Source organism: Myxococcales bacterium (genome assembly GCA_016712525.1).
GTDB lineage: Bacteria > Myxococcota_A > Polyangia > Polyangiales > Polyangiaceae > JAAFHV01.
In genome coordinates this window covers 784,385-809,156 of record JADJQX010000006.1, presented here as the reverse complement: position 1 = coordinate 809,156, position 24,772 = coordinate 784,385, and the positions used below count along the sequence as shown (strand labels likewise).

21 protein-coding genes are annotated in these 24,772 nt (G+C 69.6%); 8 read left to right on the top strand and 13 right to left on the bottom strand.

Annotated elements, in window-relative coordinates; all coding sequences use genetic code 11:
• The first annotated feature begins 53 nt into the window (after positions 1-53).
• Positions 54-2,207 (top strand): excinuclease ABC subunit UvrB, encoded by a 2,154-nt coding sequence (gene uvrB / locus IPK71_15350; GenBank protein ID MBK8215114.1) that lies wholly within the window; start codon positions 54-56, stop codon positions 2,205-2,207.
• A gap of 73 nt (positions 2,208-2,280) precedes the next feature.
• Here the strand turns inward: uvrB and IPK71_15345 are convergent, their stop codons facing one another.
• Complete coding sequence (locus IPK71_15345) at positions 2,281-2,553, bottom strand: hypothetical protein (GenBank protein ID MBK8215113.1); 273 nt, start codon at positions 2,551-2,553, stop codon at positions 2,281-2,283.
• Positions 2,554-2,654: 101 nt separating this feature from the next.
• Positions 2,655-3,734: a mannose-1-phosphate guanylyltransferase gene (locus IPK71_15340; protein MBK8215112.1), complete on the bottom strand. Its 1,080-nt coding sequence runs from the start codon at positions 3,732-3,734 to the stop codon at positions 2,655-2,657.
• A 167-nt stretch (positions 3,735-3,901) separates the two neighbouring features.
• Between IPK71_15340 and IPK71_15335 the strand changes: the two genes are divergently transcribed.
• Positions 3,902-5,164, top strand: a complete 1,263-nt coding sequence (locus IPK71_15335; GenBank protein ID MBK8215111.1) for a D-alanyl-D-alanine carboxypeptidase family protein — start codon at positions 3,902-3,904, stop codon at positions 5,162-5,164.
• Here the strand turns inward: IPK71_15335 and IPK71_15330 are convergent.
• Positions 5,094-6,113 (bottom strand): hypothetical protein, encoded by a 1,020-nt coding sequence (locus IPK71_15330; protein MBK8215110.1) that lies wholly within the window; start codon positions 6,111-6,113, stop codon positions 5,094-5,096. The two genes, IPK71_15335 and IPK71_15330, sit on opposite strands and share 71 nt — an antisense overlap.
• A 120-nt stretch (positions 6,114-6,233) precedes the next feature.
• Between IPK71_15330 and IPK71_15325 the strand changes: the two genes are divergently transcribed.
• Together IPK71_15325 and IPK71_15320 are read left to right on the top strand one after the other, a co-directional pair.
• On the top strand, positions 6,234-7,973 hold the full coding sequence (locus tag IPK71_15325) for an NADH-quinone oxidoreductase subunit H (GenBank protein MBK8215109.1): 1,740 nt from the start codon (positions 6,234-6,236) through the stop codon (positions 7,971-7,973).
• Positions 7,974-8,023: 50 nt separating this feature from the next.
• On the top strand, positions 8,024-8,449 hold the full coding sequence (locus tag IPK71_15320) for a hypothetical protein (GenBank protein MBK8215108.1): 426 nt from the start codon (positions 8,024-8,026) through the stop codon (positions 8,447-8,449).
• Between the two features lie 33 nt (positions 8,450-8,482).
• Here IPK71_15320 and IPK71_15315 read toward each other — a convergent pair whose 3' ends face one another.
• Positions 8,483-10,291, bottom strand: coding sequence for a UbiD family decarboxylase (locus IPK71_15315; protein MBK8215107.1), 1,809 nt, complete (start codon positions 10,289-10,291; stop codon positions 8,483-8,485).
• A gap of 91 nt (positions 10,292-10,382) precedes the next feature.
• Between IPK71_15315 and IPK71_15310 the strand changes: the two genes are divergently transcribed.
• A complete protein-coding gene (locus IPK71_15310; protein ID MBK8215106.1) occupies positions 10,383-10,829 on the top strand; it encodes a hypothetical protein in 447 nt (148 codons plus the stop codon).
• A 98-nt stretch (positions 10,830-10,927) separates the two neighbouring features.
• On the opposite strand, the gene atpG is transcribed toward IPK71_15310, so the two are convergent.
• The 6 genes from atpG to IPK71_15280 all read right to left on the bottom strand — a co-directional run bounded on the left by atpG (position 10,928) and on the right by IPK71_15280 (position 18,017).
• On the bottom strand, positions 10,928-11,857 hold the full coding sequence (gene atpG / locus IPK71_15305) for an ATP synthase F1 subunit gamma (GenBank protein ID MBK8215105.1): 930 nt from the start codon (positions 11,855-11,857) through the stop codon (positions 10,928-10,930).
• Between the two features lie 3 nt (positions 11,858-11,860).
• On the bottom strand, positions 11,861-13,510 hold the full coding sequence (locus IPK71_15300; protein ID MBK8215104.1) for a F0F1 ATP synthase subunit alpha: 1,650 nt from the start codon (positions 13,508-13,510) through the stop codon (positions 11,861-11,863).
• Between the two features lie 99 nt (positions 13,511-13,609).
• Positions 13,610-14,158 (bottom strand): ATP synthase F1 subunit delta, encoded by a 549-nt coding sequence (gene atpH, locus IPK71_15295; GenBank protein ID MBK8215103.1) that lies wholly within the window; start codon positions 14,156-14,158, stop codon positions 13,610-13,612.
• Entirely contained in the window at positions 14,155-14,904 is a 750-nt protein-coding gene (locus IPK71_15290) for a hypothetical protein (protein ID MBK8215102.1), read from the bottom strand. The genes atpH and IPK71_15290 overlap by 4 nt, the downstream gene beginning before the upstream one ends.
• On the bottom strand, positions 14,901-15,416 hold the full coding sequence (locus IPK71_15285) for a H(+)-transporting ATPase (GenBank protein ID MBK8215101.1): 516 nt from the start codon (positions 15,414-15,416) through the stop codon (positions 14,901-14,903). Before IPK71_15285 ends, IPK71_15290 begins: the two co-directional genes overlap by 4 nt.
• A 306-nt stretch (positions 15,417-15,722) precedes the next feature.
• Positions 15,723-18,017 (bottom strand): protein kinase, encoded by a 2,295-nt coding sequence (locus tag IPK71_15280; protein MBK8215100.1) that lies wholly within the window; start codon positions 18,015-18,017, stop codon positions 15,723-15,725.
• Positions 18,018-18,176: 159 nt separating this feature from the next.
• Between IPK71_15280 and IPK71_15275 the strand changes: the two genes are divergently transcribed.
• Positions 18,177-19,190: a PD40 domain-containing protein gene (locus IPK71_15275; protein ID MBK8215099.1), complete on the top strand. Its 1,014-nt coding sequence runs from the start codon at positions 18,177-18,179 to the stop codon at positions 19,188-19,190.
• A gap of 85 nt (positions 19,191-19,275) precedes the next feature.
• The gene (locus tag IPK71_15270) at positions 19,276-20,193 is read left to right on the top strand and encodes a hypothetical protein (GenBank protein ID MBK8215098.1); all 918 of its coding nucleotides are present in this window, start codon (positions 19,276-19,278) and stop codon (positions 20,191-20,193) included.
• Here IPK71_15270 and IPK71_15265 read toward each other — a convergent pair whose 3' ends face one another.
• Together IPK71_15265 and IPK71_15260 are read right to left on the bottom strand one after the other, a co-directional pair.
• Positions 20,194-20,994: a zf-TFIIB domain-containing protein gene (locus IPK71_15265; protein MBK8215097.1), complete on the bottom strand. Its 801-nt coding sequence runs from the start codon at positions 20,992-20,994 to the stop codon at positions 20,194-20,196. It lies immediately after the preceding gene.
• A gap of 3 nt (positions 20,995-20,997) precedes the next feature.
• Positions 20,998-21,810, bottom strand: a complete 813-nt coding sequence (locus IPK71_15260) for a hypothetical protein (protein MBK8215096.1) — start codon at positions 21,808-21,810, stop codon at positions 20,998-21,000.
• Positions 21,811-22,022: 212 nt separating this feature from the next.
• On the opposite strand from IPK71_15260, the gene IPK71_15255 reads away from it, so the two are divergent.
• A complete protein-coding gene (locus IPK71_15255; protein ID MBK8215095.1) occupies positions 22,023-23,318 on the top strand; it encodes a homogentisate 1,2-dioxygenase in 1,296 nt (431 codons plus the stop codon).
• A gap of 67 nt (positions 23,319-23,385) precedes the next feature.
• Here IPK71_15255 and IPK71_15250 read toward each other — a convergent pair whose 3' ends face one another.
• Positions 23,386-24,759 (bottom strand): MFS transporter, encoded by a 1,374-nt coding sequence (locus IPK71_15250; GenBank protein ID MBK8215094.1) that lies wholly within the window; start codon positions 24,757-24,759, stop codon positions 23,386-23,388.
• Positions 24,760-24,772: the final 13 nt, after the last annotated feature.

The following is a 24,772-nucleotide window of genomic DNA, read 5'->3' as shown; positions in this document are numbered from 1 at the left end:
GGCGCCGGTCCGGCTTGCCATAACCCGGGTTCGGACCGAACATTCGGGGCTCCATGTCGGACCGCCCCTTCAAGCTCGTCTCGTCCTTCGAGCCCCGAGGCGACCAGCCTGCCGCGCTCGCGCAGCTCGTCGCGGGCCTCGAACGCGGGGAAAAACACCAGGTTTTGCTCGGGATCACGGGCTCGGGAAAGACGTTCACCGTCGCCAACCTGATCCAGCACGCGCAGCGCCCCACGCTCATCCTCGCGCCCAACAAGACCCTCGCCGCGCAGCTCTACGGCGAGATGCGCGAGCTCTTCCCCGAGAACGCCGTCCAGTATTTCGTCTCGTACTACGACTACTACCAGCCCGAGGCGTACGTCCCCGCGAGCGACACGTACATCGACAAGGACGCTATCATCAACGACGCCATCGATCGCATGCGTCACGCGGCGACGCACTCGCTCCTCTCCCGGAGGGACGTGATCATCGTCGCCTCGGTGAGCTGCATCTACGGCATCGGCTCGGCCGAGAGCTACCACGGCCTCCTCATCGACTTGAAGGTCGACGAAGAGTTCCGCCGCGACACGCTCCTCCGCATGCTGGTCGACATCCAGTACGAACGAAACGACGTCGACTTTCACCGCGGCACGTTCCGCGTCCGAGGGGACGTGGTCGAGGTCTTCCCCGCGTACGAACAAGACACGGCGATCCGCATCGAGTTCTTCGGCGACACGATCGAGGCCATCAAGGAGGTCGACCCGCTCCGAGGCAAGGTGAAAGGCTCGCTCCCGAGGTACGCGATCTTCCCGGGCTCGCACTACGTGACGCCCCAAGATCAGCTCCGCAAGGCCGTCGCCCAGATCCGCGAAGAGCTCCGCGAGCGGCTCGATCACTTCGACAAAGAGGGGAAATTCGTCGAGAAGCAGCGGCTCGAGCAGCGCACCCAGTACGACATCGAGATGATGGAGCAGATGGGGTTCTGCAACGGCATCGAGAACTACTCGCGCCACCTCTCGAACCGAAAGGCCGGGGAGCCTCCGCCCACCCTCATCGACTACTTCCCCGACGACTTCCTCATGGTGATCGACGAGTCGCACCAGACGGTGCCGCAGATCGGCGCCATGTACCGCGGCGACCGCGCACGCAAAGAGACCCTCGTCGAGTACGGCTTCCGCCTCCCGAGCGCCCTCGACAACCGCCCGCTCAAGTTCGACGAGTGGGAGGCCCATGTGAAGCAGGCGATCTACGTGTCGGCCACGCCCGGCGACTACGAGCTCGAGAAGAGCGAGGGCGTCTTCGTCGAGCAGCTCATTCGCCCGACGGGCCTCCTGGATCCGATCATCGAGGTGCGCCCCGTCGCGGGCCAGGTCGACGACCTTTTGGGGGAGATCCGCCTCCGCGTCGAGCGAGGAGAACGTGTACTCTGCACGACCCTCACGAAGCGCATGGCCGAGGATCTCACCGACTACTACCGCGAGCTCGGGGTGCGGATCCGCTACCTCCACTCGGACGTCGACACCCTCGAACGCATGGATATCCTTAGGGATTTGCGCCTCGGTGAGTTCGACGTGCTCGTGGGCATCAACCTCCTCCGCGAGGGCCTCGACCTGCCCGAGGTGTCGCTCGTCGCCATCTTCGACGCCGACAAAGAGGGCTTCTTGCGCAGCCCGCGCTCTCTCATTCAGACGATCGGCCGCGCGGCCCGTAACGCGAACGGGCGCGTCTTCATGTACGGCGACAACGTCACCAAGGCGATGAAGCAGGCCATCGAGGAGACGAACCGCCGCCGCGCCATCCAGCTCGCCTACAACGAGAAACACGGCATCACGCCGCAAACCGTCGTGCGCGCGATCATGAACCTCAACCCCGCGGCCGGCACGATCGACTACCTCGACGTGCCCAAGGTGCGAGGCGACGGCAAAAAGGGCAAGAAGGGCGACGACACCGCCCAAGACCCGACCGAGCTCTTGCGCGCCCTCCGCGCCGACATGTTCGCCGCGGCCGAGTCCCTCGACTTCGAGAAGGCAGCGCGCCTCCGCGACGAGCTCAAGAAGCTCGAGGCCGAGCTCGGGTCCGAGATCACCGAGGCCTCACGCGAGGGGGCGTACGAGCCCTACGGAAAGAAGCCCGCGGCGCGAAAGAAGAGCGGGCTCACCGAAGCACCGAAGCCGAAGAAACGCTCGCCGGCCGCGACCAAGCGCGCCACGGCGAAGTGGAAGCCCTGAGAAGCAAGGGGCCGAACGAACGACGCGCGCCGGACCACGAGGGCACCGGCGCGCGGAGGCGGGGCGTCGAACGTCAGTGTTGCGGGTGGGCCGCGCCGGCTTCCCAGCGGGCGAGCGCCTCGAGCATCTCGGGGGTGGGCTTCAGCACCTGCGTGGTGCCGTCTTTCCCCGGCACCGCCCAGCCCCAGGAGCCGTCCTCGAGGCCGACGCGGGTGACCTCTCCGCGCTCTTCGGCGTGGAGCATCATGTGAGCGACATGCTCGGGGCTCGGGGCCTTGGGGCCGATCCCGGCGAGCTTCTTGGACGCGGCCTGCTGGAGGGCGCTCTTCTTTCCGTTTTTTGCCATGGCGCCGGCCTTATTTCCCCACCGGCGCGTCGACCGCAAGCTCGCGTTTTCGTTGTATCTCGAACGCTCTTGCAACACGACATCAGTGAGCGCTCCCGGGCTCACAAGAGCTCGGTTTTTCCAGCCTTTTTGAGCGCCTCCACCACGAGCTTCACGTCCTGGGCCCGCTCGCGCGGCATCACCAGCACGGCGTCGTCGGTCTCGACGACCACGAGATCCGACACGCCGACGAACGCGACGTGTTTGGCCTTCCCTCCCGCGACGAGGCTCGTGAAATAGTTGCGCTCTGCATCTTTCACGAAGGCGCCCTCGGGGAGCGCGTTGCCGCTCCCGTCCTTGGCAGCGAGCTCCCACGCGCTCTGCCACGAGCCCACGTCGCTCCAGCCGAAGCTCCCCGGCACGACCGCGAGCTCCTTGGCCTTCTCCATGACGCCGTTGTCGATCGAGATACTCTCGAGGGTGGGGAAAATCTCGGCGACCGCGCCCGCGTCGCCCGCGTTCACGCGTCGCACCATGGCCTTCGCGCCCTCGGCCATCGCCGGCAGGTGCTCTTCGAGGAGCCTCTGCATGACGTCGGCGCGGTAGAAGAACATGCCCGCGTTCCAGAGGTGCTTTCCGCCCGCGACGTAGCCCTCGGCGCGCGCGCGATCGGGCTTCTCGACGAAGCCTCGCACACGCTTCGCGCCGCCCCCACGATCGTCGCCCACCTCGATGTAACCGAAGCCGGTCTCGGCGCGCGTGGGCACGATGCCGACGGTGGTGCACACGCCCGTCTTCGCGGCCGCGAGGGCCTGGGCGAGCACGTCCCGAAACGCGGCCTCGTCCTCGACGTGATGATCGCTCGGCAGCACCGCGATGGTGGCGTCCGGGTCCTTCGCGAGCAGCACGCTCGTCGCCCAGGCGATGCACGGCGCCGTATTGCGGGCCTTCGGCTCGCACAAAATGTTCTCGCGCGGCACCTCGGGGAGGGCCGCGTACGTGGCCTCGGCGAGCCGCGCCGCGGTCACCACGAAAACGCGCTCCTTCGGGACGAGCGGGTGAAGGCGCTTCACCGTGGCGGCGAGCAGCGACTCTCCGGTCGCCCCCCCGAGCGCGAGGAGCTGCTTCGGCCGCGCCTCCCGTGATGCCGGCCAAAACCTAGTCCCCGAGCCGCCCGCCATGATGACCGCGTAGTCCGCCATGAGCCGACGTTACCATCACGGGATCGCGTCGGATCGGGGAGCTTCGTGGATCCCCGGCGCTCGCCGATGGATCTTCGGTGGTGCAGGCGAGCGCCCGAGAGGCTCCGAAAAACCCGGCGACCGACGGTCTGCCGGAACGGCATGACGCATGCATACAGCGGCGCACGATGTCGTACCTGCGCTCGGTCGTCGCGCTCCTCGTGGTCGCCCCCGTCGCCATCGCGTGTTCGGCCGTGGCCGACGAGGGCCCGGGCACGCTCGACGACAACCTCGTGGACTCGGACCTGCGCGTGACCGAAGCGGCGCTCGCGAACGAGCTCCAGTGGGTCGACAAACACCACGCGATCGTGGGCCCCAAGGGCGACTGCCGCTACGTCCCGCCGGGCCTCGTCGGCATCGACGCGCTCGGCCGTCGCGGGGGCACGGCGTTCCAGCTCCGCGACGTCGCGCAAGGCCCCCTCGCCGCGCTCGTGGCCGCCGCGAACGCGAGCGGAGCCAACGTGTCTGTGCTCTCGGCCTACCGAGACTTCGACACCCAGGTCGCCGCCTACGGAAGGTGGAAGGACGAGTGCGTGAGCGCCTACCCCGGCCACTCCGAGCATCAGCTCGGCACCACCGTCGACCTCCAGGGCGTGGGCACCCCCGACGCGTTCTCGTGCACCACGGTGGGAACGACGGAGCGGTGGCTGCTCGAGCACGCGCACGAGCACGGCTTCACGGTGAGCTACCCGAAATGCAACGGCGCCGGATACCGGCCCGAGCCCTGGCATCTCCGCTGGGTAGGCGTCGACGTCGCGAAGGCCATCGCGCGCACGCGGACCGAAGCGACCCTCCCCGAGCGGCTCCGGAGCAGCGTGAGCACGTTCGACTTCTTCGCGTGCCACTCGAGGGGCGCCCGCGCGCTCGCGTTCACGACCGGCCACGTCCCCGACCCGGCCGCCCCCACCGACCTCCTCCGCACGAAGAGCTCTCCCGACGGCACGCCCGCGTCGACCTGCAACGACGCGGGGCAGAGGTTCTACCGCCCGGTCGGCCAGTGCCTCGACTACTGCCCCGGCCAGGGGAGCTGCGTCGCGCACGACCTCGACGCGATCTGTCGCGTGTTCCCGAAGGTCGCGATCGGCACCCCGAAGCCTCCGTCCGCCGACGCGGGCCCACCCCCCTCCACCCGCGTTCGCGTGGGACTGCGCGGCCTCGCGGTGGAACGGAGGCCAGGTGTGGACGTGCTCGCCCGACGGCACCTTCCGCGCCAAGTGCGACGGGACGAGCCCCATCCGCGAGATGTGCGCGAAGGGCTGCCAAGGCAACGGCGCGGGCAACGACGACACGTGCCGCTGAGCCTCGCGCTCCCGTCACGCGTCAGCGCTTCGCCTTCCTCGCGACGTAGAGGTCGTTCCCGCCCTTCGAGGGCTTGCGGTCGTTCGATGTAAAGTACAACGTACAGCCGCGGTCGGCGATCTCGACGGGCACGTCGTCGCCCACGGAGAGGAGCTCGGTCACCGGCACGGCCGCCGTGTGCTCGACGCTCTTCGACGCGCGCTTCGAGACCATGATCTCGGCCCCGCGGCCCATCACTTCGCGTGTAAAGTACAGGGTGAGGTCGTCCGGGGTCGCGACGGGATCGTACTCGGTTCCGGTCGACGAGAGCGACGAGAGCCGAGTGACGTCGGTTGCTCTGCGGGTCACGTCCAAGGTCGCGCGAAAGATCGCTCGGTCCGAAGCGCCCCCCGAGACGAAATAGAGAGCGCTCATGTCGGGCAGGAGGAACGAGTCGAACTCTCCGCCAGGCGTGCTCATGCCCTCGATCGGCCGTACGAGCTGGGCGTCGGGATCTTTGCCCGGCACGAGCGGGACGAACGCGATGTCGAGGTTCGACGAGCCGACCTCGAGCGCGAGCCAGTTGCCGTCGGCCGACACCTTGGGGTTGTCGGCGATGACCCCGGGCCTCGCGAAGCCGGGCACCTCGGAGACCGCGCCGAACGGGTCGGCGGTGGAGGCACGACGCGCGACGAAGAGGTGCCGCCCGTAGCCAGCGTCGGTCACGCTGTCGCGGATCACGAAAGCGGCCAGGCCGTCGGGCGTGAGACCGAGCCCTACTTCTCCGCCCGAGGACGAGAGGTCCGGTACGTGCTCGATGGAGACGAACGGCCCGTCGAGGTCGCACGGAGGCGTCGAGCCGTCGGCCGCGTCTCCCTCCACGAGCGTCACGACGTCCGCCGCGGCCTCGCCGGGCCCGGCGTCGCTCATGCCGGAGGGGCCACCGTCGACCTCGGGGGCGATCCCGAAGGCTCCGCTGCACGACACGGACAGGCCCGCGCCGAGGAGGGCGAGCGCTCCGCCCCGAACCAGGGTCATCGCGCGGGCAGAGAAGCGGACCATTCCTTGAGCGTACCCAATCGCGCCGGACACGCCGGGAATTTTGCCACTCGGCCCAGCGCGGATAGGGTGGGAGATCCCGTGAGAGCACCGTCTGCGAACCTAGCGAAACTCCTATCGTTTTTGCTTTTCGTCGCCGCCCTCGTGACGGGCTGCCAGCGCGAGCTCCCGCTCCGGCTCGTCGAGGTGCACGACGTCACCCCGAACGAGCTCGAGGCCCACGACAGGGTCGAGGTGCACGGCGCAGGCTTCCCTCAGGGCCGCACGGCCAAACTCTCGTTTCGGGGCACGCTCTTCCGCCCGGGGCGCGCGCCCGAGCGCACGCGCATCGACACGCAGGGCGCGGTGCTAGGCCACGACCGCATCGAGGTCCCCGTCGCCGAGGGCCTCCTCGAGACCTTCACCGGCACGGGCGCGCACGCCGAGCACACGACGTTCCGAGGCGAGCTCGAGGTGGTGTTCCCGTCGCAGAGCACGTCGGCCCCGCCCATCGCGGCCACGCTCCAGGGCGTCGTGCTCGACGCGTTCCCGGGCGCCCGAAGCGTGGACGACGATCGCGCCTTCGAGGCCGAGGGCGAGCGCGTGCTCGGGTTCCTCGGGGTGAAGGCCCACGCGACGAGCACGGGCCTCGTGGTCGACTCCGTCGCGCCGGCGTCGCGGGGAGAGGAGCTCGGGCTCGTCACGGGCGACGTGCTCACGTCGTTCGATGGTGTTCGGCTCTCGCGCTTCTCGGACATTCGCCCCGCGGGCGGGCGCGAGGCGGAGCTCGGGTTCCGGCACGGCGGCGCGCGCGAAGAGACCCGCACGGTCTCCCTCGTGGGGCTCGCGTCGGGGTTGCCGAGAGACTTCTCGTGGGTCTTCGCGCTCATCGGCTTCGTGTGCGTCGTCGTCGTCGCCTTCGTGGCCCCGTTCGAGGGCCGGCTCGCGCGCGCCGAGCTCGCCATGGCCGCGCGGCTCCGCACGATCCGAAGGCGGGACGTCGCGGGGCTCGTGCGCGCGAGCGCCAAGGGTCTCGTCGGTCAAAAGCCGACCCGCGAGCTCGCGTGGCTCCCCCCGGCCGTGCTCACGGTCGCCTCCGCGACGGTGATGGTGCTCCCCGGCGCGGGCACCTTGGTCGCGGAGGATCTCGACCTCCTCCTCCTGTTCGTCGCCTTCGTCGCCTCCTCGATCGCGATCGCGATGGGCCAAGAAGAGGGATTTTTCCCACGCGCGAGGGCCCTCGCGACGGCCATCGTCCTCTCTCTCCCGCTCGTGCTCGCGCTCGTGTCGGCGGTCGGCACCACGGGCTCGCTCCGCGGGATCGACGTCGTGCGGGGGCAAGGCCCGGCGCCGTGGGAATGGAACGCCTTCCGCTCGCCGTTCGCGCTCGTGCTCGTGCTCGCGTGCATCTTCGCCCAGGGGTACCTCGGCACGCGCCCCTTTGGACGGCGCCACGGCACCTCGGCAGACACCGCCTACCGCGTCGGCCTCGTGTTCTCGTCGGCGGTGCTCGCGGTGCTCTTCCTCGGGGGCTACCGGCTCCCCGGCACGGTCGACAAGCTCACCTTCTTCGCCAAGGCCGCGGCCGGCACCCTCCTGCTCGCCAAGACGTGGGCGCTCGTGGGCCTGTCGCTGCTCGTGCGCTTCTCCCTCCCGACGTCCAAGGTCGACGACGGCCTCCGGCGCGGGCTGAAGGTCGTCCCGGCGGCGCTCGTCGCGTTCGTCGCCGGGCTCGTCTGGACACGATGGCACGTGCGGTACGACGTGGAGGGAGCGATCGGTGGCGTGCTCGTCTTGGCCTCGGCCGTGTTCTTCGCGCGGGTGCTGGCGCGGGTCAAGTTCGCCTCGGAGAGCCCCACGACCCACCTCGACCCGTTCTTGTGAGCCCGAGCCCCACCTTGAAAAGCGGCCCGATTCGGGGCAAAAGCTAGGTCATGGGTCGCGCTTCCTTCTCGTTCGTCCTCGCTGCTCTCTCCGTGGTCTCGACGCTCGGTGCCTGCGGAGGGGACGACACCGTGTTCGTCACCAACGGGTCGAACGACCTCCGCCGCGCCTGCGACGCGAGGCTCGCGTGGACCCGAACGAAGACGGTCACCTGCCTCGAGTGCCTCACCACCGCGCCGCTGGCGACGTGCAACTGCACCGTCACGGCCCCGTACGTCGGCAAGTGCGCCCAGCAGCTCGCCCTCCGAAAAGACTCCCCCGATTGCGACGACGCCCTCGAGCGCTGCGTCGCCTCCTGCAGCCAGACCGACTGCGGCTGCATCGAGCTCTGCTACTCGACGCGCGCCGCGTGCAAGGTGCGCTCGGCCGCCCTCGAGGGCTGCGTGACCGAGGTGTGCGCCTCGGTCTGCCAGTAAATACACCCGTAGTTTCGGGCACTTAAAGAGCCACTAGCCCCACTTCGCCAGCGGCCCTCCGCGCGCGAAGAGGCGATCCACACGCGCGCTCACGTCGGGGTTCTCGACGAGCGGCGGCGCGTGGTGCGGCTTCGACCGCGCGTCGATGACGACCGAGCCGCGGCAACCCCAGGCCTTGTGCTTCACGAACGGCGAGGTCCCGTGCACGTCGACGGCGGGGTTCGAGCGCGTGAAGGTCACCCACAAGAAGGTCGAAAACGAGCTCGCGACGAACGACGCGTCGTCGCACAAGACCACGAGCGGGAGGCCCGCGAGCCCCTCGCGAGGGAGCTCCTCCACGAGCGCCGCGGCTTCTTCGTGAGACACGAACGCGGGGCCCGAGAGGGCGAGGATCCCCCGGTCGACGATCTTCGCCTCGCGGAACGCCGAGGGCAGCCCCTCCGGCACCGACACGCCGAGCTCGCGGCGCTTTTTTCCGCGCGCGCACACGACGAGCTTCGACCCACGGTTCAGCCCCGTGCCCGAGTAGTCGAGGGTGTCGATCGTGGTGCGCACGTGGAAGTGGAGATCCCGCTCGGGCAGGAAGCGCTCGAGCACGTGGCGGAAGAACGCGCGCACGTCTCGGAGACCGGGCGGCGCGTCCCCCGCGTCGGCGATGAAGAGGTACTTCGCGAGCGACATCTGCCCCTGCCCCAAGATCGCGTTCGACTGGGTGAGGAGCTCCTGGGGCGCGTCGTCGTTCGCGTACGGCGTGTACCTCTCGGACCCTACGGCGAGGAGGAGCGGGTGCACCCCGGCCTCGTCCACCGCGTGCACCTCACGCACCCCGGGCAAAACGTCGGGCACGAGCGACGCCGTGAGCTCGTGGATGAGCTCGCCGAAGACCGTGTCTTCCTGGGGCGGCCGGCCCACCACGGTGAAGGGCCAAATGGCCCCCTTGCGGCACGTCACGCTCGTGACCTTGAGCACAGGAAAGTCGTGTGTTTTCGCATAGTAACCAAGGTGATCACCGAAGGGCCCCTCGGGCTTCGTCTCGCGGCCGACGAGCTCACCGGAGATGCAGAAGTCGGCGTCGGCGTGGGTGTGGGGCGCGCCCGCGATCATGCGCGCCGCGCGACCGTTGAGGGCTCCGGCGAACGACAGCTCGGGCAGGCCCTCGGGCAGCGGCATCACCGCGGCGAGGGTGAAGGCCGGCGGTCCGCCCACGTGGATGCGCACGCGCAAGGGCTCACCGCGCGCGATCGCCCGCTGGTGATGCACGCCGATGCCGCGATGGATCTGATAGTGGAGCCCGACCTCCGCGTCGGTCACGTAGCGGTTGCCCGAGAGCTGCACGCGGTACATCCCGACGTTCGAGTGGCGGAGCCCCGGGCTTTCGGGATCCTCGGAGTAGACCTGCGGGAGCGTGACGAACGGGCCCCCGTCCCCGGGCCAGCTCACGATCTTCGGCAGGGCGCTCACCGAGATGCGCTCGGCCGTGACGGGCCCGTCTTTCACGGTCTTCGGCAGGAGGTGCATCACCGCGAACGGCAGCTTCGTCGCGAGGAGCGGCGAGAACGCGAGGCTCGCCGGATCGACCTTCGCTGCCACGAGCGCGCGCACGTGCGAGAGGGTGTCCCGAAAGATGTACTCTGCACGAGCCTTCGTGCCGAACAGGTTCGACACACAAGGAAAGCGCGTCCCCGCGACGTTCGCGAAGTAGAGCGCCGGGCCCTCCCGCGCGAAGATTCGCCTTTGGATCTCGGCCATCTCGAGGAACGGGTCCACACGCTCGTCGAGCCGCACCAAGAGCTTCTGCTTCTCGAGATCGTCGACGCACGCCTTGAGGCTCTCGTAACCCATGTGCCGGACCATAGGGCCATTCCTCGCCGAAGGCAGGGGCAAGTGCACGGCCGCGCTGGACAAGCGCGCCCATCTTGAGGACGATCGCCGCATGGGGACCTTCGCCGCGTTCACCGCCCGCGTCTCTGTCGCGCTCGCCGTCACCACGGCCGCGCTCTCGGTCCAAGGCTGCGGCTCCGGCCGGCCGACGATAGGCTCGGTGCGCGTCACGCGTGTCAGCCGCACGAACGACACGTTCCTCGTCGAGGGCTCCTTGAACTACGCGGCCGGCGCGTCGGACGACCCAGTGAAGGACGTGCTCTGCACCGTCTTCCCCGAAGGCGCGGTCCCCTCGACCTCCACCGTGAGAGACAAGCCCGCCTCCCTCGCCGGCGAAGCGACGATCCCCGTCCCGGACGACGGGCGCTCCCAAGGGCAGCTCGTCATCGCCGTGACCGCGACGGGCAAAGAAGGTCGTTACGAGATCCTCTGCGGGGCCGTGAGCCGGAGCGGGCTCACGAGCGACGCCGACGCCCGCACGGGGCTCGACGTTCCGTAGATTCGTTCATAGTTTCGGCACCTTGCGCCCAAACGCCGAGAGGCTCGCCGTCCCTCGGGACGTGAGCCTCTCGTGCGCACGCAGGCGTGTTCGAAGAGCTACTTGAGCGCCTCGGCGCCGCCGATGATCTCCATGAGCTCCTTGGTGATCGCGGCCTGACGAGCGCGGTTGTACACGAGCGTCAAGCGGCCGATCATCTCCTTCGCGTTGCGCGTCGCCGCGTCCATCGCGGTCATACGCGCGCCGAGCTCGCTCGCCTGGCTGTCGAGGAGCGCGCGGTAGAGCGAGATCTCGACGTACATGGGGACGAGGCGCGAGAGCAGGGCCTTCTCGTTGGGCTCGTAGTCGTACTTGGTGAGCGCGGCGCCGCCCTCTTTGTCCTCGGCCTTCTTCGCGGGCGTCGCGAGGGGCAGGAGCTGCTGCACCGACGGGCGCTGGGTCATGGCGCTCTTGAACTCGGTGTAGAGCACATAGACCGCGTCGACGTCGCCCTTCAAGAAGGCGTCCGTCGCGTAGTCGGCGACGAGCTTGGCCTTCTCGAGGTCGAGGCCGTCGTAGATCTTGGGGAAGTCCTTCGCGATGGTGCCGCGCTTGCGCACGATCGCCTCGCGAGCCTTCTTGCCCGCCGTCGCGAACGTGACCTCGACGCCCTCGGCCTTGCGCGCGTCCCACTCGCGCATGACGAGCTTGACCACGTTGGCGTTGTAGCCGCCGCAGAGGCCACGATCGCTCGAGAGCACGACGAAGAGCGCCTTCTTGATCGGGCGGCGCGCGAGGAGCTTGTGGACCGGCTTCTCGACCTCGATCGCCTCGGAGTCGGCCTGCTGCCCCTCCTCTTGACCGGAATCGAGCGCCGCCGTCACGCCCTCGAGGATCTCCTGCGTCTTTTGGGCGTAGGGCCGGAGGGCGGTGATGCGCTGCTGCGCGCGGTTCAGGCGAGCACCCGCGACCATCTTCATGGCGCGCGTGATCTTCTGCGTCGACTTGACGCTCCCGATCCGCTTACGAATCGACTTGAGCGACGGCATCCGTCAGTTCCCTTTGCCGAAGGCCTTGCCGAACTCGGTGAGGGCCTTCTTGAGCTTGTCCTCGACGTCGTCGAGCTTCTTCTTCGTGCGGATGGTCTCGAAGATGTCGGCGTGCTTCGACTCGATGAAGGCGTAGAGCTGCTCCTCGTACTCGCGGAGCTTCGCCACGGGGAGCTCGTCGAGGTAGCCCTTCGTGCCCGCGTAGACGATGACGATCTGCTTCTCGACCGGGAGCGGGACGTACTGGCCCTGCTTCAGGATCTCGACGAGGCGGACGCCGCGCTCGAGCATGTCGCGGGTGACCTTGTCGAGGTCCGACGCGAACTGAGAAAACGCAGCCTTTTCGCGGTATTGCGCGAGGTCGAGCTTGAGCGTACCGGCGACCTTCTTCATGGCGCCGATCTGGGCCGAGCCGCCGACGCGGCTGACCGAGATACCGACGTTGATGGCCGGGCGGACGCCCGAGTAGAAGAGGTCCGACTCGAGGAAGATCTGGCCGTCCGTGATCGAGATGACGTTCGTCGGGATGTACGCCGAGACGTCACCGGCCTGCGTCTCGATGATCGGGAGCGCCGTGAGCGAGCCGCCCGAGCTCGGATCTTTCACGATCTCGAAGCCGTCGCCCTTGGCCTTGAGTTCCTCTTTGGCGGGCTCGTGGCCCTGCTCGCCGACGAACACCTTCGCGTCCGCGGGGCGATCCTCCCACTTGGTGCCCTTCGGGAGCACGGCGGTGCGGTCGGCCATCTTCGCGGCGCGCTCGAGGAGGCGCGAGTGGATATAGAAGACGTCGCCCGGGTACGCCTCGCGGCCCGGCGGGCGGCGGAGGAGCAGCGAGAGCTGGCGGTACGCGACGGCCTGCTTCGAGAGGTCGTCGTAGATGCAGAGGGCGTGGCGGCCGGTGTCGCGGAAGTACTCCGCCATGGTGACGCCGGTGTACGGCGCGATGAACTGGAGCGGAGCCGACTCGGACGCGGAGGCGACGATGATCGTCGTGTATTCCATGGCGCCGTTCTGCGTGAGCTTGTCGACGACGGCCGCGACCGTGGACTGCTTCTGGCCGATGGCGATGTAGAAGCAGTAAACGCCCTGCCCCTTCTGGTTGATGATCGCGTCGAGCGCGACGGCGGTCTTGCCGGTCTGGCGGTCGCCGATGATGAGCTCGCGCTGGCCACGGCCGATGGGGACCATGGCGTCGATGGCCTTGATGCCCGTCTGGAGCGGCTCCTTGACCGGCTGGCGGGCGAGGATGCCCGGCGCCTTGATCTCGACGCGTCGCTTGTGCGGCGACTCGATCGGGCCCTTGCCGTCGATCGGGAGGCCGAGCGAGTTGACGACGCGGCCGATGAGGGCCTCGCCCACGGGCACGTCCATGATGCGCCCGGTGCGCTTCACGACGTCGCCTTCTTTGATGGCCGTCGTGTCGCCGAAGAGCGCCGCGCCGACGTTGTCGGCTTCGAGGTTGAGCACGAGGCCCACGAGGCCGCCGGGGAACTCGACGAGCTCGCCCGCCATCGCGCCTTCGAGGCCGTAGATGCGCGCGATACCGTCGCCGACCGAGAGGATCGTGCCCGTCTCGGTGGTCAGGGTGGCCTTCTCGTAGCTCTGAATCTGCTTCTTGATGATCTGCGAGATTTCTTCGGCGCGGAGCTGCATGGATTTCCTCGGGATTTCGTTCTGGGCGGCGTTCGCCGCGAAGCCTGTGCGCCGGTCCTCGGCGCGAAAACATGGGCCGGCGCGCGGGCCGGCGGTGAATCAGTTCGGGAGGAGCTGCGTGCGCATCTCGGCGAGGCGCGAGCGGAGCGAGCCGTCGTAGACACGGTCACCGATGCGGGCGACCACACCGGCGAGCAGCGAGGCATCTTCGGAGACGTCGAGCTCGACCTTCTTGCCGGTCATCTTCTCGAGCTGCACCTTGAGGCGCTCTTGGTACGCCGCGCTGAGCGGCTTCGCGGTGGTCACCACGGCCCGCACGACGCCGCGCTTCTTGTCCGAGAGGACGCGGAGCTCACGGACGATCGCCGGGAGCGCGCGGAGCCTGCGCCGGTCCGAGAGGAGCAGCAGCGTGTTCTTGGACGACGCGCCGAGCGAGAGCCGCTGCGCGACCTCGGTCACGATGCTGCGCTTCGCCGGGTGCGGGACGAGCGGGTTCTCGAGGGCCTGGCGGAGCTCCGCCGAGGACTCGTAGGTGCTCGCGGCGCGACCGAGCTCGGCGACGATCGCGTCGAGCTGGCCCGACTCCTCGCCCAAGGCGAAGAGCGCCTTCGCGTAGCGGAGCGCGACGGCCGAAGGGATCATGCTCATGCCGCACCTCCCGCCTTCACGGCAGGCTTCTCGGATTTGGTCGCGAGCTCGGCCAAGAACTCCTCGGCGAGGCGATCGTGGTCGGCCTGGGTCACCGTGGCCTTGAGGAGGGCCTCGGCCTTCGCCACGGCGAGCTCCACGGTCTCTTTGGTGATGTCGAGGCGGAGCTGCTTCGCCTCTTGCTCGACGAGGAAGCTTGCGTCACGTCCCACACGCGCGGCCTTCTCTTCGGCCTCGCGCACGATCTTGTCGCGCTCGCCCTCGCCCGTCTCCACGAGCGTCTCCACGGCTTCCTTCTTGTCGCCGTCGACGTTCTTGAGCTTCTTCCGGGCGTCCTTGCCGCGGGCCAGGGCGTCGTCGAGGAGCTTCTGCGCCTCGATGATCTCCTTGCCGATGTCTTCTTTGCGCTGCTTCAGCGCCTCGGCGACGGGCTTCTTGCCGAGCGAGTAGTACGCGAACGCGAGCAGGCCGAAGTTGACGAGGAGCGCCACGTACGGGGGCGTCTCTTTGTTGGAGAAGTCGGTCATGTTCATCGGCTTCGGGCCGTGACCGTGACCGCCGCCGTGACCTTCGCCGTGGCCACCTTCGTGGCCTCCGCCGTGACCTTCTCCGCCCTTCGCGGCCTCCGCACCGTGAGGGACCGCGCCCTCCGGAGCGTGCTGCGCGAACGCCTCGGTCGCGCCGAGGGTGAGCCCCAGCGAGCACGCGAGCGCCACGAACGCCGTCTTGAAGCTTTTCCGAATCATCCTCGCACCTCACGTCCGAGCACGCGCGAAGCCAGGTCTTTCCCGAGGTTCGCGGCTTCGATTTCGAGCGCCTGGCGCGCCGCCTTGCCCTCTTCGGACACCCGCGCGCGCCCCTCTTCCAGCGTCTTTTGGGCCTCGGCGCGCACCCGCGCGAGGATGTCGGCCTCTTTCTTGAGGCCCTCGGAGCGGAGCTTCTCGCGCTCCGCGTTGCCCTCGGCGCGCGCCTTCGTCATCTGGTCGGCGTACTCGCCCGAGGCCTTCGACGTCTTCTTGTCTTCCTCGGCGGCCTTCTCGCGGGCGCCGATGGTGCGCTTCTCGCGCTCTTCGAAGAGCTTGAGGAGCGGATCGAAGAGCAGCGGCTTCAACGCCGCCATCAGGATCAAGAAGAGGACGATATGGACGACGATGGTGCCGTCGGCGTCGACGTTCACGCCGCCTTCGGACGCGCCAGATCCGGCCGTGACGAGGGCGTTCGAGAGGAGGTCTTTCGTGCTCACCGCAAAGAGCGACATGGGGCCTCGAGAGGGCCGCGACAACGGGCATTCCGTGCGCGGGGAAGACCCGGTCCGCCGGCCGAGACGCAGGCTGCAATTGCGTCGCGACCGACGGGCCGAGCGAAGGATTCGGCGCGCGGAGTACCACCCTCGCGCGCAAGTGTCCATGGCTCGTTGACGCGGGGCGTGGCCTTGTTTTTCCGCGCAAAATTCTCGCGAGTGCCGCGCCCTCGAGGGCCCCCACCGACATGCCCGGATCCGCGCACGAAAGGCCGATCGGCGCGCCCGACGGGCCCCATCCCACGACCGATCCTTACGGCGGGTTCAACCTGGCTTCATGAAGAAGAACGCGTACACGAGCGCGAGCACGATCAGCGTGCCCCCCATGCCGACCGCCACGTACGCGAACGTCCGGTTCGACGCCGGCGCCTGCCCCGGCATCACGCCCATCGGGCCAGAGAAACCCTGCGGCCCGCCCTGCGCGTTCGGCATCGGCCCAGGGAAGCCCTGCGGCCCGCCCTGCGCGTTCGGCATCGGCCCAGGGAAGCCGCTCCCCATGCCCGGAGCCCCGTAGGGCTGCCCCGGGTACGGCCCGCTCCCGCCCGCTCCGCTCATACCTTGGCCCGGTCCACCCATGCCTTGGCCGGGGTACGGCCCGCTCCCGCCCGCTCCGCCCATGCCTTGGCCGGGGTACGGCCCGCTCCCGCCCGCTCCGCCCCACTGCGGGCCCGGTCCGCTCGTCGCCGGCCCCGGTCCGCCCAACCCTTGCCCCGCGTACGCGCCGGGCGCGCCACCGGGTGGACCGGACGGGCCCATGCCCTGCGCGGAGCCGCCATAGCCTGGAGCGGCGTACCCCGGAGCGTAACCGGGCGATCCGGCCCCTTGACCGAACGGCCCCGGAGCGTAACCGGGCGATCCGGGACCTTGACCGAACGGCCCCGGAGCGTGACCGGGCGATCCGGGCCCTTGACCGGCGTAGCCCGAGGGCATCGCCGCGGCCGGCGCGCCGTACGGAGGTTGGGCCATGCCCATTCCCTGGCCCGCGCCGGGGTGCGCGGGAGGCGGCACGGAGCCCGAAGGTTGCCCCATGCCCATTCCCTGAGCGCCCATGCCCGGCGAAGGTTGCCCCATGCCCATGGCGGGCGGCGGCATCGACCCGTGACCTGCGTACCCTTGGGCGTGCCCGTGGCCACCATACCCTTGGGGAGCAGGCGGAGGGGTGGATCCTGAAGCCGACATGCCCGGCGGAGGTTGGTCCATCACGGCCGTGGACTCCTCGTCGACCTCTTGCCGAACGAGCGCGATGTCCGGACGTTGAGGCTTCTGCCGCGCGGGGGCCTCGGGCGCGGCCTGCGGAGGCTGCACGGCCGGTGGCGGCATCGAGGGCGAGGGGCGCGTCGGACCGGCGTGCCCCTGCGGCGCCATGGCCGGGGACGCTTGGGTCGGGGCGAAGGGCGCGGCCATCATGCCCGACGGGCGCGCCATCGGACCTGGCTGCGCGGGATGCGCGTGCCCCTGCGGCGCCACGGCGGGAGAGGCCTGCGTGGGCGCGGCCATCATGCCCGACGGGCGCGCCATCGGACCTGGCTGCGCGGGATGCGCGTGGGCCTGTGGCGCCGCGGGTACGGCAGGCGGGCTCGGCGCGAAGGGCTGCGCCGTCGGAGGGCGGCCGAGGAGCGGAGGCGGGGGCTTCTGCGAGGGGCGCACCGGAGACGCCTCGGTGCGCGCGATCGGCGCCGCGGGCCTCGCCTCTTCTTTGGGGGTGAGCGCCCGCTTGAAGGCGCGCATGCTCGGGAACCTGTCGGTGGGCTCGAACTTGAGGGCCTTGTCGATGGCGTCGGCGAGGTGATCGGGGATGGCCGTACGCATGACGGTGCGCACCGGCTTCGCGCGGTCACGCGAGGCCGAGAGGAGCCCAGCGAGCGGGTTGTCGGCCGCGTGCACCGTCTTGCCGGAGACGAGCGTGTAGAGCGTGGCCCCGAGGCCGAACACGTCGGACCTCGCGTCGACGCGATCGCGCTGACCGCGGGCCTGCTCGGGCGACATGAAGGCCGGCGAGCCGAGCGTGGCGCCCGCCGCCGTGCGCTCCTTGGCCTCGACCGTCTCGCCGAGCACGCGCGCCGCGGCGAACTCGGGCACGCGCAGCTCGCCCTGCTTCGTCACCATGAAGCTCTCGGGGCGCACGTCGCGGTGGACGATCTGCTCGTCGTGCGCGGCCTGGAGCGCGTCGCACAGGGCCGAGCCGTACTTGATGACCTCGTCGGGAGGGAGCATGCCGCCGCGCTTCATGCGGAGCTCTTCGAGGGTCTCGCCGTCGACGAGCTCGAGGGCGATCGCGAGCGAGCCCTCGTCGGTCATGCCGTCCCCGAGGACGCGCACCATGCTCGGGTGCTTGATGCGGTTCGCGACGTAGGCCTCGCGCTTCAACCGCGCGACGAGCGGGGCGTCGTCGGCTTTGTAGGGGTGGATGACCTTGAGATGGACCTTGGCGCCCTTCGGATCACGGGCCTCGTACGTGGCGAGCTGGTCGGTCACCTTGATGACGCGGTCGACCTTCCACTTGCCGCAGATGAGGGTGCCTGGTTTCTTCGCGGCCGTTCGGCCTTCTCCGGGGCGCATTGCCAAGGTCTCCTAAGTGCCCTCTCGGTGGGAGCCGCAGGGGGCGCCCGAAGGATTACCAGAAAAGCACGCGTGTGGGCGCCCGCGGCGAGGCGCTCCCCCCGACCCGGTGTCGCGCTGCGGCTTGCGGAGCCCGCGCTTTCGAGCGACCTTGAGGGCATGCGCGCTTGGATCTTCGCCCCTGCCCTCGCCCTCGTGCTCGCCACCGCCGCCGCCGCCTGCGTGGGGGACGACCCCGTCGGCTCCCAAGATGCGGGCGCGACCCCGGCCGACGCGAGCACGGCGCCGACCGACGCGCCGACGAACGTGCCCGACACGAGCACCCCCGTTCCCGACGCGGGCGCCGACACGAGCGCCCCGAGGGACGGCGCCGTCGACACGGGCACGGACAGGAGGTGCGACCCCGCGAAGACGTTCGACGCGCCCACGTTCATGGCCACCGTGAGCTCGGCGTTCGACGAAGCGTCGTTCAGCATGACCCGCGACGAGCTCACCGCGTTCATGCACCGCGAGAACACGGGCGCGCCCAACACGAGCCTTCTCCAGACCACGCGCGCCCGCGTGACCGACGCGTTCGCGGCGCCGACCGAGACGAACCTCGCCGTGGTGAACACGCCGCCGGGCTCGGAGTACTCGCCCACGGTCTCGCCCGACGGGCTCGTCCTCTACTTCCACAGGCAGACGGCCGGCGGGATCGGCGTGTTCGTGGCCACGCGAGGCGCGGCGGGGGCGCCCTTCGCGAATCAAGGCGCGGTCACCGTAGGGGGGACGGCCCTGTCGGACGCGCTCTCGCCGCACCTCTCGGCCGACGGGCAGACGCTCTACTGGCTCGACTTCCAGACGTTCAAGCTGCACCAGGCCGCGCGCGGGGCCACCCCGGCGATCTTCGGGACGGGCCGCGAGGTCACCCCGGCCGACGTGTACAACCCGGTGCTCTCGGCCGACGAGCTCACGCTCTACTACTCGAACGGCATGAGCGACGACGTGCTCCGCGCGACACGCGCCTCGAAGGCCGCCTCGTTCGGCGCGGGCGTGCGCGTGGACGCGCTGTCGTCGAACGCGAAGGACGCGCCGCTCTTCCTCACGGGCGACGGCTGCGTGATGATCCTAAAGAGCACACGCCCCGGCGGCTCGGGCGGCACCGATTTGTGGATGGCCCAACGCCCGCAGTGACCTCGGCATGACCCCGCGGCACCCGAGACGATGAGAGCCCCGCCGCGGGCTTGACCGGGCAGCGCTTTGCTCACAGAGTGCGCGCATGAAGCCGTCGTTTCGGGTCGTGTTGCCGCTCGTGGGTCTCATGGCATGCATGGGGGACGACCCCGTCGCCGCGCCCGTCGTCGATGCTGGGGGCGGAGAGGCGAGCGTCACGGACGCCGGCGCCGATGCACCGTCCACCGCGGCCTGCGATCCGAACAAGGACTTTGGCCCCCCCGTGCTGGTCGAGGAGCTGCGTTCGAACCTGGGCGAGTACGGCTTCACCATGAACGCGGCCCAGACGGTGGCGATCTTCGGCCGGGGTAACGACGTCATCCAAGTTCGCAGGTCGGGCCCCGACGCGCCCTTCACGGGCGCAGCGCCGCTCCAACTTCCCCCAGCGCCAGGCGCAGCCGGGCAGTGGCTCGCGCACTCGCTCTCGAGCGACGGGCTCATCATCCTGCGGAGCTCCGTCTTGGCAACCAGCCCCCCGTATAGTGACGCGGTGTCCCGCTCGACCATCGACTCCGGCTTCGGAGCCCCCACCCAGCTCACACTCGTGAACGGGAGCGCTTTCCTTGGCAGCAATCCCCTTATTTCCGCGGATGGCTCGAGGTACTACTGGCTAGGGTCTACCCCGGAGGGTCCCTGGGCCCTCCTTCAAGGAGACCGCCTAGGGAACGTGGTGAGCGGGGGGATCCCCGTAACGGACTTCAACCCAGGGACCTTCGTCATCTCCTACGACGGACTTACCCTCTACTTCACGCGCAACTACACGGTGCGCCGAGCGACACGAGCCACGCTCTCCGACAAGTTTGCAGGCTCGCAAGAGATCGCTACCTTGACCTTGCCTCAAGGTGGAGATGGCGGACTGGTGTACGCTAGCCCGACGCACGTGACGCGCGACGACTGCTCGCTCTACGTCACGATCAGGCGAACCGAGGGCGGCGGGATCTACGTCGCGAAGCGCCCCAAGTAGCTACTTCCCGAGGACCTTTTGGGCGCCTTCGGCGGCGCCCTTTACCGTCTCGCCGTGGTGGGCGAAGAACTTCTGGTAGGTGCCATAACTTAGGGCCGAGAAGCCGAGCGCCGCGACCAGGGCGAGCGCCCACGGGAAGCCCGAGGGCTTGCGCTCTTCGCGGCGCGTGAGCTCCTGGGCCGCTCCGCGCACGTACACGTCGCCTGCGCGCCTCGCGGCATCGAGGCTCGCGTGGGCCGCGTCGACGTCGGGGCGGGCCGCGCGCTCTTGGCGGACGAACCCGAGCACCCCCGAGAGCTCCCCCGCGTCGAGCCACACGCCGTGCCGCTCGCACATGTCGACCACGACGGACGAACGGCCCGCGAACCGGCCTCGCTCGAGGCGCTTCTTGCAGAGGGGGCACGCGACCATCTCGAGCACCGCGCCCGCCCCCGGAGGCGCCTCACCGGGGAGCTTGGGCTCGAGCTCGGGGTGCGACAAGAGCGTGCACCATGCACGCGCCGACACGAACACGCCGCGGCACGTGACGCAGCCATGGAGCGACACGGCCCCGCACGCCACGGGGACCATGGGACCGCTCGGGCGGCGCGCGGCGGTGCACGCGGGGCACGGGAGCTCGGCGAACCGGGGCTCGGCGAGCGGCGCGTGGCACGTGCCGCAGGACGGGGCGAGCGGCGACGAGCGCGCGCCACAGCCGCCGCAGAACACCGCGGGCATCGCGATCATGCACGACGGGCACGGGGCGTCGGCGCGGCCGGCTTTGCCGCAGAAAAAGCAGAACGAGCGGGCCTCGACGATCACGGCCTAGCGCCCCGGTCGTCGCCCCGAGGGTGGGGGCTTCGGCAGCGCGCGTTGGCTCTCGGCCGCGCGGGCGTGAGGGTGCGCGGGCACGAGGGACTCGGAGGGCCGGTCCTTCGGGAGCATGCCGCGCTTTCGGAACTGCGCCGGGCGCTCGTGCACCACGGTCGCGTCGTCGTCGGGCATGGGGAGGTCCTCGAGCATGCGCCGATCGCCGACCATGGTCGCGTCGTTGTCGTCGCCGTCGTCGTCGACGAGGGGCGGGAGCTTGCGCGGGTCGAGCGCGGGCCGCTGCTGCGTGCGGTCCGAAGGGTCGAGGTAGTCGATGTCGACCTTCATCGTGGAGCGCACCACGGCGGGCAGGTTCGGCATGGCCTGCGCGAGCCTGCGGGAGTCGACCGTGGGCTCGCGGCGCGTGGGGGGCGCGTCGGCCTCGGCGCGCAAGGTGCGCGGCGGGAGCATGTCGGGATCGGGGGCGCCGAAGCGCGGGTGCTCGTCGGTCTCGGGCTCGCGCTCGGGCTGTTTGATCTCCTCGAAGCGCTCGAGCGGCGCAGTGCGCACGAGGGACACACGCCCCCGCTCGTCGACCCGCGCGAAGAGGAGCGGGCACCCCTCCTTGGGGCGCTCCACGAGGCCGCTCTCGCTCGAGAAATCGAGGCTCGCCACGTACTGCGCGCCGAGGCACCGCTGCGTCGACGGGTTCGTCGCGGCGCGGTTCTTCCCGCGCGTCAGGATGCGGCGGCACACCCCGTCGTCGTCGAGGAGGAACGTGTTGCTCCCGGCGTGCGCGGCGTAGGAGAAGTCGGTGAGCTTCGGCAAGGGCCCCATAGGATACGGGATGTTTCCTCTCGAGGCCCGCAGAATGGTCGGACAAGTCGCGTCTCCGAAGGCGCACGCCGAGCCCCGCGACGCCCACGGCCCTCGGCCCGACCGAGTCCCACCTCGTTCCACAAACATCCGTAACCTATCGACTTTTCGGCCTACCCCGTGGGCCCGCACAGCCCCGCGGGGCTCTGGTAGAGTCGCGCGCCATGGACCTCCGCTACATGCCGGGTTTCGGGAACGCGCACGTGACGAGCGCCGTCGAGGGCGCGCTGCCCGAGGGCCGCAACTCGCCGCAGAAGGTGCCCTTCGGCCTCTACGCCGAGCAGCTCTCCGGGTCGGCCTTCACCGCGCCGCGCGCCGAGAACCGCAGGAGCTGGCTCTACAGGCTGCGCCCGAGCGCGGGGCACACGCCCTTCGTGAAGCGTGAGGGCACGGGGCTCCTCCGCACCGGGCCGTTCACCGAGGTGCCGCCCTCCCCGAACCGCCTCCGGTGGGACCCGCTCCCCTCGCCTCCGCCGGGCACCGATTTCGTCGACGGGCTCGTCACGATCGGCGGCAACGGCGCGCCCGCCCACGGGACGGGCGTGGGCATCCATCTCTACGTGGCCAACACGTCGATGGTCGACAAGGTCTTCTACGACGCCGACGGCGAGCTCTTGATCGTTCCACAGCAAGGAGGCCTCCGCGTCGCGACCGAGCTCGGTGTGCTCGACGTCGCGCCCGGCGAGATCGTGGTCGTCCCGCGCGGCGTGCGCTTCCGGGTGGAGCTCTCCGCCGGCGAGGCGCGAGGCTACGTGTGCGAGAACTACGGCGCGCCGTTCCGCCTGCCCGAGCTCGGGCCCATCGGCTCGAACGGCCTCGCGAACGCACGCGACTTCCTCACGCCCGTCGCGGCCTTCGAGGACCGCGACGTGCCCACGCGCGTCGTGCAGAAGTTCCAGGGGCACCTCTGGGAAGCGACCATGGGCCACTCGCCGCTCGACGTGGTCGCCTGGCACGGGACACTTGCACCCTACAAATACGATCTCGCGCGCTTCAACACGATCGGCACGGTGAGCTTCGATCACCCGGATCCCTCTATTTTTACCGTGCTCACGTCGCCGAGTGAGGTCCCCGGCACGGCCAACTGCGACTTCGTGATCTTCCCGCCGCGCTGGATGGTCGGCGAGGACACGTTCCGCCCGCCGTGGTTCCACCGCAACGTCATGAGCGAGTACATGGGCCTCGTGCACGGCGTGTACGACGCCAAAGAAGGCGGCGGGTTCGTCCCCGGCGGAGGCTCGCTGCACAACGCGATGAGCGCCCACGGCCCCGACGTCGCCACCTACGAGCGCGCTGTGTCGGTGCCGCTCGCGCCCCACAAAATCGAGCGCACGTTGGCCTTCATGTTCGAGACCCGCGCGGTCATCGCGCCCACGCGCTTCGCGATGGAGACCTCGGCCCTGCAGGGCGACTACGACGCGTGCTGGAGCGGCTTCGCGAAGGCGCAGCTCCCGACCTGACATCGCCGAATTTCGCTGTCTTTCCAGTCACTTCGGGCCCGCTCACGCGCAGGTCTCGGGCGGGACGTCACGGCTTTTCCTCGGTGGCCTCGGTGGCCTCGACCTTCGGCGGGAAGAGCGCGGCGAAGCCCCAGAGCAAGAGCGCGCAGACGACGCCGATGGCCGCGTACGTGCCCCACACGGTCCCGGGCCGTAGGACCCCGCCCCCCTTCGGCAAATACGCCGCGATGAGCCGCCCGGAGAGCACACCACCGACGAGCCCTCCGAGGCCCGACGGCACGAGCGCGAGCCCCATGTAGAGCCCCTCGCGCCCCTTCGGCGCGAACGACGAGACGTACTCGTAGTACCGCGGGGAGTAGATCATCTCGGCGATCGCGAAGACGAAGAAGCTCCCGCACGCGCCCCACAGCGTGGGCACGAGCCCCATGAGCGCCATCGACACGGCGCCCACGAAGATGCCGAAGGCCATGGCCGGGAGGGGGCGGAGCTTCTTGGTGAAGCGCGCGACCACGACCTGAAGGAGCGCGATCGAGAACGGGTTGATGAGCGAGATCTCCTCGCGCGGCGCCTTCTCGCCGAACATGCGCACGATGTAGACGGGGAACGTCTGGTAAAACTGCTCGATGAGCAGGTAGTACCCGCTCACGACGACGAGGAATCCGATGAGCCGAGGCTCGGTGAAGACCTCGGCGAGGCTCGCCGCGAAGCCCGCGTCTCGCCGCTCCAAATCTCCGTTTTCGTTCGATTTTTCGCCACTCGAAGGCAGCGGTTCGGCGCTCGGCTCGAAGTACGCGGCGAGCGCGATCCCGAGGCCGACGAGCGAGGCGATCACGGAGTTGACGATGCTCGCGCGGAGCGTGAGGAGCACACGCACGATCTTGGTGAGCACCTTGCCGACGACGCTGCCCGCGTTCACCGACGCGTAGAAGATCGAGAAGCCCTGGGTGCGGCGCTCGGGTGGGGCGTACCTGCGCACGGTGCCCGGGATGACCGGCTTCAAGAACGCGCCGGCCACCGCGATCGAGAGGACGGCGCCCCACGCGAGCACACGCACGAGCGCCCCTTGCTCTCGGAACGAGGCCACGCCGAAGAGGGCGAGGTACGCGAGCGCGTAGAGGGCGAACGAGAGCACGAGCGAGCGACGGAACCCGAGCTTGTCCGAGAGCGCCCCGGTGACGACGGGGACCCACGAGCGCGTGAGCGCGAAGACGCCGAGCAGGCCGCCGATCTCCTTGTCCGAGAGGCCCACCGTCTGCCCGAGGTACACGCTCAGGTTGATGTAGACCCCGTAGAAGGCCATGCGCTCGATGACCTCGAGGCCGATGGCGACCCAGAAGACGCGGGGAAACGGGACCTTGGCCTCGGGTTCTCGCGGAGCGTTCGACACGGGGGCCGTGAGCCAAACGCGAGGGGCGAGCGCGCCGCAAGGAAAATCGCCCACGCGCGGGCCCTTC

Excerpts from the sequence above, each read along its gene's own strand:
- IPK71_15285 (MBK8215101.1), bottom strand. The coding sequence starts at position 15,416 with ATGTCGCTCTTTGCGGTGAGCACGAAAGACCTCCTCTCGAACGCCCTC.
- atpH (MBK8215103.1), bottom strand. The coding sequence starts at position 14,158 with ATGAGCATGATCCCTTCGGCCGTCGCGCTCCGCTACGCGAAGGCGCTC.
- IPK71_15300 (MBK8215104.1), bottom strand. The coding sequence starts at position 13,510 with ATGCAGCTCCGCGCCGAAGAAATCTCGCAGATCATCAAGAAGCAGATT.
- IPK71_15255 (MBK8215095.1), top strand. The coding sequence starts at position 22,023 with ATGGACCTCCGCTACATGCCGGGTTTCGGGAACGCGCACGTGACGAGC.
- IPK71_15315 (MBK8215107.1), bottom strand. The coding sequence starts at position 10,291 with ATGGGTTACGAGAGCCTCAAGGCGTGCGTCGACGATCTCGAGAAGCAG.
- atpG (MBK8215105.1), bottom strand. The coding sequence starts at position 11,857 with ATGCCGTCGCTCAAGTCGATTCGTAAGCGGATCGGGAGCGTCAAGTCG.
- IPK71_15270 (MBK8215098.1), top strand. The coding sequence starts at position 19,276 with ATGAAGCCGTCGTTTCGGGTCGTGTTGCCGCTCGTGGGTCTCATGGCA.
- IPK71_15320 (MBK8215108.1), top strand. The coding sequence starts at position 8,024 with ATGGGTCGCGCTTCCTTCTCGTTCGTCCTCGCTGCTCTCTCCGTGGTC.
- IPK71_15290 (MBK8215102.1), bottom strand. The coding sequence starts at position 14,904 with ATGATTCGGAAAAGCTTCAAGACGGCGTTCGTGGCGCTCGCGTGCTCG.
- IPK71_15280 (MBK8215100.1), bottom strand. The coding sequence starts at position 18,017 with ATGCGCCCCGGAGAAGGCCGAACGGCCGCGAAGAAACCAGGCACCCTC.
- IPK71_15330 (MBK8215110.1), bottom strand. The coding sequence starts at position 6,113 with ATGGTCCGCTTCTCTGCCCGCGCGATGACCCTGGTTCGGGGCGGAGCG.
- IPK71_15340 (MBK8215112.1), bottom strand. The coding sequence starts at position 3,734 with ATGGCGGACTACGCGGTCATCATGGCGGGCGGCTCGGGGACTAGGTTT.
- IPK71_15335 (MBK8215111.1), top strand. The coding sequence starts at position 3,902 with ATGTCGTACCTGCGCTCGGTCGTCGCGCTCCTCGTGGTCGCCCCCGTC.
- IPK71_15310 (MBK8215106.1), top strand. The coding sequence starts at position 10,383 with ATGGGGACCTTCGCCGCGTTCACCGCCCGCGTCTCTGTCGCGCTCGCC.
- IPK71_15345 (MBK8215113.1), bottom strand. The coding sequence starts at position 2,553 with ATGGCAAAAAACGGAAAGAAGAGCGCCCTCCAGCAGGCCGCGTCCAAG.
- uvrB (MBK8215114.1), top strand. The coding sequence starts at position 54 with ATGTCGGACCGCCCCTTCAAGCTCGTCTCGTCCTTCGAGCCCCGAGGC.
- IPK71_15275 (MBK8215099.1), top strand. The coding sequence starts at position 18,177 with ATGCGCGCTTGGATCTTCGCCCCTGCCCTCGCCCTCGTGCTCGCCACC.